Below are 11,454 nucleotides of genomic sequence, written 5' to 3'. Positions count from 1 at the left end.
GGGATGGAGAACATCGTCACTCGGCCGAGGGCGGCTGGTCGGCGGGCAGCGTCCAGGCCGCGCGCACGCGGCTGGCGGCGGCGATCGCCTGCTCCAGGCCCGGGCTGTCGTCGGCGGCGATCAGGGCTTCCATCTGCATCAGCGCCTTGCGGAAGGCCTGCGACTGCAGCAGCACCTGCTCGCGGTTGGACAGCAGGATGTCGCGCCACACGGCCGGATCGCTGGCGGCGATGCGGGTGAAGTCGCGGAAGCCCGTCCCGGCGAGGCCGAGCATGTGTTTGCCGTCGGATCGGGCCGCGATGGCGTCGATGAACGCGAAGGCCAGCAGGTGCGGCAGGTGGCTGACGCCGGCGAAGGCCGCATCGTGCGCCTCGTGGTCCATCTGCAGCACCCGGGCGCCGATGCCGGCCCACAGTTGCGCCGCGCGGTCCACGTGGGTTCGCCGGGTGGCCTGGATCGGCGTGAGCACCACCTGGCGGCCCTTGAACAGGCCGGCCTCGGCATGTTCGACGCCCGACACTTCCTTGCCCGCGATGGGATGCGCCGGCACGAAGCTGGCCAGCTTCTGCTGCAGGCCGCGTTCGGCCGCCTCGATGACGCTGCCCTTGGTGGAGCCCACGTCCATGACCAGCGTGCGCTCGCCGATGCCGTGGCGGATGGCGCGGAAGGTGGCCTCGCAGGCACCCACCGGCACGGCCACCAGCACCAGGTCGGCGCCGGAGACGGCCAGCAGCGCCGAGGGCGCCGCGACGTCGATGACGCCCAACTGCCTGGCCCGCTCCGTCGTCGAGGGCGACTTGCTGTAGCCGACCACCCGCTTGACCAGGCGCGCCTGCTTGAGCGCCAGCGCGAACGAGCCGCCGATCAGGCCGCAGCCGATGAGTCCCAACTGGTCGAACATCTTCAGGTCTTGACCGGGTAGGCGCCGATGACCTTGTAGAAGGCGCACAGCGCGCGCAGCTCGGCCAGTGCGGCCGCCACGTGCGCCTGCGAGGGATGGCCGTCCAGGTCGATGTAGAAGTAGTACTCCCACTGCCCGGTGCGCGCCGGGCGCGACTCGAAGCGCGTCATGGAGACGTTGTGCTTCTTCAGCGGCACCAGCAGGTCGTGCACCGCGCCCGGGCGGTTGGGCACCGACACCACCAGGCTGGTGCAGTCGTGGCCCGAGGCCGGCGGCATGGCCAGCGTGGCCGGCAGCGTGATGACGGCGAAGCGGGTGCGGTTGTAGGCGTCGTCCTGGATCGCGTGGGCCACGATGTGCAGCCCGTACTGGGTGGCGGCGCGCTCGCTCGCCAGGCCGGCCCAGGCCGGGTTGGAGGCGGCGAGTCGGGCGCCTTCGGCATTGCTGGAGACGGCGCGCCGCTCGGCGCCCGGCAGGTGCTTGGCCAGCCAGGCCTGGCACTGGGCCAGCGCCTGCGGATGGGCCAGCACCGCCTCGATGCCTTCCAGCGAGTTCTCCCGGCGCAGCAGGTTGTGCCGCACCAGCAGGCTCACCTCGCCGACGACGTGCGTGGGCGACTGCAGGAACATGTCCAGCGAGCGCGTGACCACGCCCTCGTTGGAGTTCTCCACGCCCACCACGCCGTACTGGGCGCTGCCGCTGGCGGTGGCATGGAAGACCTCGTCGAAGCTGGCGCAGTGGATCAGGTCGGCGGCGCCGCCGAAGTACTCGATGGCGGCCTGCTCGCAGAAGGTGCCTTCGGGGCCGAGCACGGCCACGCGCTGCGGCGACTCCAGCGCCAGGCAGGCGGACATGATCTCGCGCCAGATGGCGGCCACGTGCGCCTCGCGCAGCGGGCCCGCGTTGTTGCGCTTGATCTTCTCGATGACCTGCGCCACCCGGTCGGGGCGGAAGAAGGGCGTGCCCTCGCGCTTCTTGACCTCGCCGACCAGTTCGGCCACGTGGGCGCGCTCGTTGAGCAGCTTCAGGAGCTGGTCGTCGAGCGCGTCGATCCGTTGCCGCAGTTCGGCGAGGGGATCGGGAGAGGAAGAAGGGGAGTCGGGTGGGGTGGCCGGGGCGGTCATTCGGACGCGTTCACGCTCAGGTGTGAAGTCGCTCGAATTCTCGCATGTAGGACACCAGCGCCTGGACGCCCTCAAGCGGCATCGCGTTGTAGATGCTGGCGCGCATGCCGCCCACCGACTTGTGGCCCTTGAGCTGCAGCAGGCCGGCCTGCCGCGCGCCTTCGAGGAAGTCGGCGTTGCGGCTCTCGTCGCGCAGGAAGAAGGGCACGTTCATGCGCGAGCGGCATTCCGGCGCCACTTCGTTGAAGTAGAACGGCGAGGCGTCGATGTAGCCGTAGAGCAGCTCCGCCTTGCGGCGGTTGCGCTCGGCCATGGCGTCGACGCCGTGCAGGTCGCCCTCGGCCTGCGCCAGCAGCCAGCGGAAGGTCAGCCCTGCCATGTAGATGCCCCAGGTCGGCGGCGTGTTGTACATGGAGTGGTTGTCGGCCACCAGCCGGTAGTTGAAGGCGCTGGGGCAGATCTCCAGCGCGCGGTCGAGCAGATCGTCGCGCACGACGACGATGGTCAGCCCCGCCGGCCCCAGGTTCTTCTGCGCGCCGCCGAAGGCCAGGCCCACGCGGCGCCAGTCCACCCGCCGCGAGGCGACGTGGGAGGAGAAGTCGATCACCAGCGGCGCCCGGCTGCCCAGCGCCTGCAGGTCGGGCAGCTCCTGGAACTCGACGCCGTGGATGGTCTCGTTCGAGCACAGGTGCACGTAGGCGGCGTCCGGATCGAGCTGCCAGGAAGAGGGCGCCGGCAGCGTGGTGTGCCGGCTGTCGGCGTTGCTGGCCGCGATCCGCGCCCGGCAGTAGCGCTGGGCTTCCTTCTGCGACTTGGCGCTCCAGCTGCCGGTGACCACGAAGTCCACGCCCGCGCCGCGCGAGAGGTTCAGCGGGACGATGGCGTTCTCGCCGAGCCCGCCGCCCTGCATGAACAGGACGTGGAATTCCTTGGGCACCGCGAGAAGCTCGCGGAAGTCCTGCTCGGCCTGGTCGCGGATGGCACCGAACTCCTTGCCCCGGTGGCTCATCTCCATCACGCTCATTCCGCAACCCTGCCAGTCGAGCATGTCGGCGGCGGCCTGGCGCAGCACGGCCTCCGGCATCGCTGCCGGGCCGGCGGAGAAGTTGTAGGGGCGTGACGGCGTGGCGGTCACTTCTTGGCCGGTGCCTTCTTGTTGGCTGCGCCGCTGCCGCCGTCGGCGGGGACGCCGAGCGCCTTCACCATGGCGTCGTCGAGGCGCTTGACCTGCGTCGTGATGGGCGATTCGAGTTCGCTCATCGACGGTGCCGTCATGATCGCCTGCACCATCTTCGGCTGAGCGCCCGCCAGCTTGCGGCTGGCCGACGACTTCATCCAGTCGATGGCCATCTTCAGTTCCTCGGCGCTGAACTCCTGCTCGAGCACCGGGGTGATGGCGCCCGGCGCCACCTGGGCCACCTTGTCGCGGATGATCGGCACCACGGCGTCGAAGTACTTCTGGACCTCCGCCTCGCCGGCCTTGGCCACGGTCTCGCGCTTGTCGGCGGGCACGCGCTCCTGCACGAAGCGCGAGCTGGCCGCCAGCACCGGTGCGGCCTCCTGCTGCGCGATGTTCTGGGCCAGCAGCTCGTAGCCCGGCTTCTGGATCTCGATGAACTCCTTGATCAGCGCCGCCTTGTCCTGGGCCCAGCCGGCGGATGCGGCGGAGGCCAGAGCCGCGGAAACGAGGGCCAGCTTGAAAGTCTTCATTCAGGGTTCTCCATGGAAAGGGGGACGTCGTCGGCGCCGTTCGCATCGTTCTCGACGATGCGCTGCAGCCCACTGAGCTTGGCGCCTTCGTCCAGCCCGATCAGCGTCACGCCCTGCGTGGCGCGGCCGAGTTCGCGGATTTCGGAAACGCGGGTGCGCACCAGCACACCCTTGTCGGTGATGAGCATGATCTCGTCGTCGGCGTGCACCAGCGTGGCGGCGACCACCTTGCCGTTGCGCTCGCTCTGTTGGATCGCAATCATGCCCTTGGTTCCCCGCCCGTGGCGGGTGTATTCGACGATGCTGGTGCGCTTGCCGTAGCCATTCTCGGTGGCGGTCAGCACGCTCTGCTGCTCGTCCTCGGCCACCAGCATGGCGATCACGCCCTGGCCTTCCTCAAGCATCATGCCGCGCACGCCGCGGGCGTTGCGGCCCATCGGGCGCACGTCGTTCTCGTCGAAGCGCACGGCCTTGCCGCCGTCGGAGAACAGCATCACGTCATGCTGGCCGTCCGTCAGGGCGGCGCCGATGAGGTAGTCGCCCTCGTCCAGGTCCACCGCGATGATCCCTGCCTTGCGCGGGTTGCTGAACTCGTTCAGCGCCGTCTTCTTGACCGTGCCCATGGAGGTGGCCATGAAGATGTAACGGTTGTCGGGGAAGTGACGCGCCTCGCCGGTCAGCGGCAGCACGACGGTGATCTTCTCGCCTTCGGCCAACGGGAACATGTTGACGATCGGCCGCCCGCGCGAGTTGCGCGAGCCGGCCGGCACTTCCCACACCTTGAGCCAGTACAGGCGGCCCCGGTTGGAGAAGCACAGGATGTAGTCGTGCGTGTTGGCGATGAAGAGCTGGTCGATCCAGTCGTCTTCCTTCGTCGCGGTGGCCTGCTTGCCGCGCCCGCCGCGCTTCTGCGCGCGGTATTCGCCCAGCGGCTGGCTCTTGATGTAGCCGCTGTGCGAGAGCGTGACTACCATGTCGGTGGGCGCGATCAGGTCCTCCGTGGACAGGTCCTGCGCGCTGTGCTCGATCTGGCTGCGCCGGGCGCCCAGCTTGGTCTGGCCGAACTCCTGTTTCAACGCTGTCAGTTCCTCGCCGATGATGGTCGACACGCGCTCCGGGCGGGCCAGGATGTCCAGCAGGTCGTCGATCTCGGCCATCACTTCCTTGTACTCGGCGACGATCTTGTCCTGCTCCAGGCCGGTCAGGCGCTGCAGGCGCATCTGCAGGATTTCCTGGGCCTGCGTGTCGGAGAGGCGGTACAGGCCGTCCGCATGCAGCCCGTAGGCGCGGTCCAGGCCCTCGGGGCGGTAGTCGTCGGCATTGACCGTGCCACCGTCGGCGCGGGCGCGCGTGAGCATCTCGCGCACCAGGGTGCTGTCCCAGGAGCGGCTCATCAGCTCTGCCTTGGCCACCGGCGGGGTGGGCGACTCGCGGATGATGCGGATGAACTCGTCGATGTTGGCCAGCGCGACCGCCAGGCCCTCCAGCACGTGGCCGCGGTCGCGGGCCTTGCGCAGGTTGAAGATGGTCCGGCGGGTCACCACCTCGCGGCGGTGCTGCAGGAAGACCTCGATCAGGTCGCGCAGGTTGCACAGCTTCGGCTGGCCGTCCACCAGCGCCACCATGTTGATGCCGAAGGTGTCCTGCAGCTGCGTCTGCTTGTACAGGTTGTTGAGGACGACTTCCGGCACCTCGCCGCGCTTGAGCTCGATCACCAGGCGCATGCCCGACTTGTCGGACTCGTCCTGGATGTGGCTGATGCCCTCGAGCTTCTTCTCGTGGACCAGTTCGGCCATGCGCTCCTGCAGCGTCTTCTTGTTGACCTGGTAGGGCAGCTCGTCGACGATGATCGCCTGGCGCTGGCCGCGGTCGATGTCCTCGAAGTGGCAGCGCGCGCGCATCACCACCTTGCCGCGGCCGGTGCGGTAGCCCTCGCGCACGCCGTTGATGCCATAGATGATGCCGGCCGTGGGGAAGTCGGGCGCCGGGACGATCTCCATCAGCTCGTCCACGGTCGCCTCGGGCTGCCGGAGCATGTGGAGGCAGGCGTCCACCACCTCGTTGAGGTTGTGCGGCGGAATATTGGTCGCCATGCCGACGGCAATTCCGCCGGAGCCATTGACCAGCAAATTAGGCAATTTGCTGGGTAGAACAATAGGTTCCTTTTCGCTGCCGTCGTAATTCGGGCCGAAATCGACGGTTTCCTTGTCGATATCGGCCAGCATTTCATGCGCAATCTTGGCCAGCCGAATTTCGGTATAGCGCATGGCCGCGGCGTTGTCGCCGTCCACCGAGCCGAAGTTGCCCTGGCCGTCCACCAGCATGTGGCGCATCGAGAAGTCCTGCGCCAGCCGCACGATGGTGTCGTAGACCGACTGGTCGCCGTGCGGGTGGTACTTGCCGATCACGTCGCCGACGATGCGGGCCGACTTCTTGTACGGCCGGTTCCAGTCGTTGTTGAGCTCGTGCATCGCGTAGAGCACCCGCCGATGCACCGGCTTGAGCCCGTCCCGCGCGTCCGGCAGGGCCCGCCCGACGATCACGCTCATGGCGTAATCGAGGTAGCTGCGCCGCATTTCCTCTTCGAGACTGATGGGCAGGGTTTCTTTGGCGAAGGAGGTCATGAGGCAGGCAAACCGGCGGCGGAACCGGCGATTTTAGCCCGGTGCCGGTGTGGCGATCGAGCAACACAAGAGGGGGATTCCGCCCCCGTCCTACGGTTCGACGCTGGGCAGCGGCCGGTTTGGGAAAGGCCCTATGGCACAATCAACTCAGCGTTTTGGGTGGTGGTCACTTGAAGCGTCCTTGTTTCGCAGCGCGGCTGCGGCTTTTTCCCCAAGAGGAGAACCATGAAGAAACTGAATAAAGTGGCGATGATGTTTGCAGTCGCTGCGCTCGCCACGGCCGCAGGCGCGCAGACCCGTGTCACCGCCGCGAATGGTGGTCCCGTGATCGACAACTGGCAGAACGGCACCGGCGAACTGGTGTGGAAGAACGGCACGAACGAACTGTGCTGGCGCGATGCCAACTGGACGCCCGCCACCGCCGCCGTGGGCTGCGATGGCGCCCTGGTGCCTGCCGCTGCGCCCGCTGCCACGCCGGCTGCCCCCGCCGCTCCGCGTCCGGCCGCGCCGGTCGCCGCCAGCAAGGTGACCTACGCCGCCGACGCCTTCTTCGACTTCGACAAGTCGGTGCTCAAGCCCGAAGGCCGCGCCAAGCTGGATGACCTGGTCTCGAAGATCCGTGGCATCAACCTGGAAGTGATCATCGCCGTCGGCCACACCGACTCGATCGGTACCGACGCCTACAACCAGCGCCTGTCGGTGCGCCGCGCCGAAGCCGTGAAGGCCTACCTGGTCTCCAAGGGCATCGAACGCAATCGCGTGTACACCGAAGGCAAGGGCGAGAAGCAGCCCGTGGCCGACAACCGCACCAAGGAAGGCCGCGCGAAGAACCGCCGCGTGGAAATCGAAGTGGTCGGCACCCGCGCCAACTGATTCGAGCTTCCTCGTTAAAAGCCCCGCCCCGGCGGGGCTTTTTTATTGGGTCTTCGGCATCGATCGCGCGGCAGGTCGAGCGTCGATAATCGGATTCATGAATCTCGACGTGAATGCGGATCCGGCCGAACTGGCCAAATTCTCGGAATTGGCGCATCGCTGGTGGGACCTCGACGGCGAATTCCGCCCGCTCCATGAAATCAATCCATTGCGCCTCGAATGGATCGAGGGCATCGCCCCTGTTTCCGGGCGGCGCGTGGTGGACGTGGGCTGCGGCGGCGGCATCCTGGCGGACGCCATGGCGCGGCGCGGCGCCGACGTGCTGGGCATCGATCTGGCGGGCAAGGCGCTGAAGGTGGCGCAACTGCATGCGCTCGAGGCCGGCACGCAGGGCGTGAAATACCAGGAGATCAGCGCGGAGGCGCTGGCGGCCGCGCAGCCGGCGGGCTTCGATGCCGTCACCTGCATGGAGATGCTGGAGCACGTTCCCGAGCCGGCCTACGTGGTCCGGGCCTGTGCCGAACTGGTCAAGCCGGGCGGCTGGGTGTTCTTCTCCACGATCAACCGCAATGCGAAGGCCTTCCTGGCCGCGATCGTGGGCGCCGAGTACGTGCTGGGCATGCTGCCCAAGGGCACGCACGAATACCGCAAGCTGATCCGGCCCAGCGAATTGGCGGCCTATGCCCGCGCCGCCGGCCTGGAGGTGCGGCATGTGCGCGGCATGCAGTACAACCCGATCACCCGCCGCTACTGGCTCAGCGCCGACACCGACATCAACTACCTGATGGCTGCCCGGCGGCCGACCGAGGCCGCATGACGGCCGCCGCGCTGCGTGCCGTGCTGTTCGACCTGGACGGCACGCTGATCGACAGTGCGCCGGACCTTGGGGCCGCCGCCGACCGGATGCGCCTGGACCGAGGGCTGGCGTCGCTGCCGCTGTCTGCCTATCGGCCGATGGCGGGCGCCGGCGCCCGCGGGATGCTCGGGGTGGCGTTCGGCCTGCTGCCGGAATCGCCGGAGTTCATGGACATGCGCGAGGAGTTCTTCCGCAACTACGAGGCGCGGATGCTGCGCGGCACCCAGGTCTTCGACGGCGTGCCCGAGCTCATCGTCGCGCTGCGCGAGCGGCGCCTCGCCTGGGGCGTGGTGACCAACAAGGCCAGGCGCTTCACCGAGCCGCTGACGCAGGCGATCGAGCTGTTCGCCACGGCGGGTGCGATCGTCAGCGGCGACACCACACCGCATTCCAAGCCGCATCCCGCGCCGCTGCTGGAGGCGGCCCGGCAACTCGGCGTGCCGCCCTCGGCCTGCATCTACGTGGGCGACGACGAGCGCGACATCATCGCCGGCCGGGCCGCCGGCATGCGGACCGTGGCGGCGATGTACGGCTACCTGGGCGCGCAGGCGGACACCACCCTCTGGGAGGCCGATGCCGTCGTCGATTCGCCACTGGCGCTCTTGCAATGGCTCGGACCGGCCTAAAATGCGGTTTTCCGGGGCTGCATTGGTTTCGACGTGGGTTCGGGGCCGCAGCGGGGCATGTCGAGCTGAATGTGCTCGTTAAACAGATTCAAACAAACTAACTGCAAACGACGAACGTTTCGCACTCGCCGCTTAATCCCGGCGAGCCTTGCAACAGTTGGCCGATGGGCTGGGCAAGGGGGCGCTAGAGCAATCTGACGCCTCCCGGCTGCAAGGTTAATCACATTGGCTGGCGGCGGTCCGGGCACCTTGGGCCGCCGCGAGATCCAAGGGTGCTGGCGGCCGGTGGAGCGTGCGACTGCGCGCCACCGGTGGCGAGATCCAAAACAGATCGCTAAACATGTAGAACTGCGCGGCGAAGGCTTGCGGACGGGGGTTCAAATCCCCCCAGCTCCACCACACAATCGAATGGCCGGGTGCCCAAAGGCGCCCGGCTTTTTTGTGCACGGGTGTTTCAACTGAGGAGGAAGAGGGATGACGGATACGCTGACCCGCACGCTCACGAGCTACTACGACGAGGTGCCCTACGATTCGCACCCCTTCCCTCAGACGGCGATCGAGCACCTGGAGGCGCTGGCTTGGCTGTTCGGCCTGGAGGCGCCGGCGCCGGCGAAGGCGCGTGTGCTCGAACTGGGCTGCGCCGCCGGCGGCAACCTCCTGCCGATGGGGGCGCGGCATCCGCTGGCCAAGGTGCTCGGCGTGGACCTGTCGCAGGTGCAGATCCGGCTGGGCCAGGAGGCGCAGGCCCGCATGCGGGTGAGCAATGTCGAGATGCGCGCCCTGAGCATCGCCGACATCGACGACAGCTTCGGCACGTTCGACTACATCATCTGCCACGGCGTCTACAGCTGGGTGCCGCCGCAGGTGCAGGAGGCGATCCTGCGCGTGTGCGCGCACAACCTGGCGCCCGCGGGCGTCGCCTACGTGAGCTACAACGTCTACCCGGGCTGGAAGGCGCGCGAGATCGTGCGCGACGCGATGATCCTGCGCGGCGGCCCGCGCGACGCGCCGCAGGAAAAGCTGGCCTACGCGCGCGGCATGCTCGAGTTCCTCGAACAGTCGGCGCGGCCGGACAGCGTGCTCAAAAAGACGCTGGAAGAGACGATGCCGATCGTGCGCGGCTCCAACGAGTCGTACCTGCTGCACGAGTTCCTGGAACCGTGCAACGCGCCGTGCTACTTCAAGGAGTTCGTCCAGCACGCCGCCGACCAGGGGCTGGCCTACCTGTGCGACGCCGAGCCCTCGACGATGTTCGTGCAGAACTACGGCGAGAAGGTGCGCGAGCCGCTGCTGCGCGAATGCGGCGGCAGCCAGATCATGATGGAGCAGTACCTGGACTTCCTGGTCAACCGCACCTTCCGGCAGAGCCTGCTGGTGCCGCAGGCGCGCGCCACCGAGGTCCGCTACCGCCTGGACCGCGACCGCCTGCGGCAGCTGCACTATGCGGGGGTCTTCGCGGCGGTCGACGGGCAGCCGCTCACGCTCGACACGCACGAGCAGCCCGCCACCGCGCAGCGCGGCCTGCGCGTGACGCTGCGCCTGCCGGTGCACAAGGCCGTGGCCCAGGTGCTGGACGAGCGTCATCCGGCGACGATCTCCGTCGATGCGCTGGTCGATGCCGTGTCCTCGCGCGTCGGCGAGCCGCGCGCCGCGGTCGAGGCGCCGGTGCTGGCCATGCTGGAGGAACTGCTCATCATCGGCGCCGTGCGCTTCCGCCGCTCGCCGGTCATCACGGCGGCCCAGGTGCCGGACAGGCCCCAGGCGCTGATGTCGGTGCGGCAGTCGCCCACGCTCGCGTCGCTGACCGCGCCCACCGCGCTGGTGTGCAACCAGTGGCACGAGTCGGTCGGCCTGTCGCTGCTGGAACGCTGCCTGCTGCCCATGCTCGACGGCGCCCGCGACCATGCCCAGCTGGCCGCCCACCTGCAGGCCGAGGCCTGTGCCGAGCGCCTGCGCTTCATCAAGGACGGCCAGCCCGTGACCGGGGAGGCGGAATCCGAGGCCTTCGCCCGCGAGCAGGTGGCGCTGGCGCTGCAGGGGCTGCGGCGCAAGGGCCTGCTGCTGGCCTGAACGGCGAGGTGGCGACCACGCCGATGGAGATCCAGGAACTGCTTTTTCGCCAGGGCTTCGGCACGCGGCGCGTCTGTGCCGGGCTGGTGCAGCAGGGCTACGTGAGCGTCGAGGGCGCCACGCTGACCGATGCGGCCGCCGAGGTCGACGCGCACGAGGGCCTGCCCTTCACGGTGCGCGGCGAGGCGTGGGCGTATCACGCCAAGGCCTACCTGATGCTGCACAAGCCGGCCGGCATCGAGTGCTCCCAGCGCCCCTCGGCCTGGCCCAGCGTCTACACGCTGCTGCCCGCGCCGCTGCGGCAGCGCCCGGCCAAGGGCGGCACCGACGGCGTGCAGGCCATCGGCCGGCTCGATCAGGACACCACCGGCCTGCTGCTGCTCAGCGACGACGGCACCTTCATCCACCGCATGAGTTCGCCCAAGCGCCACGTCCCGAAGGTCTACGAGGTGCAGGGCGTGCATGACTTCACGCCGGGCCAGGTGCAGCGGCTGTGCGACGGCGTGGTGCTCGACGACGACCCGCGCCCCGTGCGTGCCGCCGCGGCCGAACGGGTGGACGAGCGCCACCTGCGCCTGACGCTCACCGAGGGCAAGTACCACCAGGTCAAGCGCATGGTGGCGGCGGTGGGCAACCGCGTGGCGGGCCTGCACCGCAGCCGCATCGGCGG

At 68.6% G+C, this 11,454-nt stretch carries 10 protein-coding genes and 1 other RNA gene; 6 read left to right on the top strand and 5 right to left on the bottom strand.

The window, feature by feature from the left end; genetic code table 11:
- Positions 1 to 16 precede the first annotated feature (16 nt).
- From ACIY1X_RS07900 to gyrA, 5 genes are read right to left on the bottom strand one after another with little or no spacing between them, the layout of a single operon-like run.
- Positions 17 to 901, bottom strand: a complete 885-nt coding sequence (locus ACIY1X_RS07900) for a prephenate dehydrogenase (RefSeq protein ID WP_399679634.1) — start codon at positions 899 to 901, stop codon at positions 17 to 19.
- Positions 902 to 903: 2 nt separating this feature from the next.
- On the bottom strand, positions 904 to 2,025 hold the full coding sequence (gene pheA, locus ACIY1X_RS07895; protein WP_399679632.1) for a prephenate dehydratase: 1,122 nt from the start codon (positions 2,023 to 2,025) through the stop codon (positions 904 to 906).
- A gap of 16 nt (positions 2,026 to 2,041) precedes the next feature.
- Positions 2,042 to 3,109: a 3-phosphoserine/phosphohydroxythreonine transaminase gene (serC, locus tag ACIY1X_RS07890; RefSeq protein ID WP_399679658.1), complete on the bottom strand. Its 1,068-nt coding sequence runs from the start codon at positions 3,107 to 3,109 to the stop codon at positions 2,042 to 2,044.
- 47 nt (positions 3,110 to 3,156) lie between these two features.
- Positions 3,157 to 3,735 (bottom strand): DUF2059 domain-containing protein, encoded by a 579-nt coding sequence (locus ACIY1X_RS07885; RefSeq protein WP_399679631.1) that lies wholly within the window; start codon positions 3,733 to 3,735, stop codon positions 3,157 to 3,159.
- Positions 3,732 to 6,359, bottom strand: a complete 2,628-nt coding sequence (gene gyrA, locus ACIY1X_RS07880; protein ID WP_399679629.1) for a DNA gyrase subunit A — start codon at positions 6,357 to 6,359, stop codon at positions 3,732 to 3,734. The genes ACIY1X_RS07885 and gyrA overlap by 4 nt, the downstream gene beginning before the upstream one ends.
- A 225-nt stretch (positions 6,360 to 6,584) precedes the next feature.
- Here gyrA and ompA point away from each other — a divergent pair, with 225 nt between their 5' ends.
- The 6 genes from ompA to ACIY1X_RS07850 all read left to right on the top strand — a co-directional run.
- Positions 6,585 to 7,232, top strand: a complete 648-nt coding sequence (gene ompA / locus ACIY1X_RS07875) for an outer membrane protein OmpA (protein WP_399679627.1) — start codon at positions 6,585 to 6,587, stop codon at positions 7,230 to 7,232.
- A gap of 97 nt (positions 7,233 to 7,329) precedes the next feature.
- Entirely contained in the window at positions 7,330 to 8,049 is a 720-nt protein-coding gene (gene ubiG, locus ACIY1X_RS07870) for a bifunctional 2-polyprenyl-6-hydroxyphenol methylase/3-demethylubiquinol 3-O-methyltransferase UbiG (RefSeq protein ID WP_399679626.1), read from the top strand.
- Complete coding sequence (locus tag ACIY1X_RS07865) at positions 8,046 to 8,714, top strand: HAD-IA family hydrolase (protein WP_399679624.1); 669 nt, start codon at positions 8,046 to 8,048, stop codon at positions 8,712 to 8,714. The genes ubiG and ACIY1X_RS07865 overlap by 4 nt, the downstream gene beginning before the upstream one ends.
- Before the next feature lie 13 nt (positions 8,715 to 8,727).
- Positions 8,728 to 9,113: a transfer-messenger RNA gene (gene ssrA / locus ACIY1X_RS07860) on the top strand.
- Positions 9,114 to 9,188: 75 nt separating this feature from the next.
- Entirely contained in the window at positions 9,189 to 10,784 is a 1,596-nt protein-coding gene (locus tag ACIY1X_RS07855) for a methyltransferase regulatory domain-containing protein (protein ID WP_399679623.1), read from the top strand.
- 23 nt (positions 10,785 to 10,807) lie between these two features.
- Positions 10,808 to 11,454 (top strand): pseudouridine synthase (locus tag ACIY1X_RS07850; RefSeq protein ID WP_399679656.1); only part of this gene is annotated, 647 nt, incomplete at its 3' end.

This window comes from Xenophilus sp. (genome assembly GCF_044462705.1).
Lineage (GTDB): Bacteria > Pseudomonadota > Gammaproteobacteria > Burkholderiales > Burkholderiaceae_C > Xenophilus > Xenophilus azovorans.
Note: the sequence above shows the minus strand (reverse complement) of the source record. Positions and strands in the feature narration are given on the sequence as shown.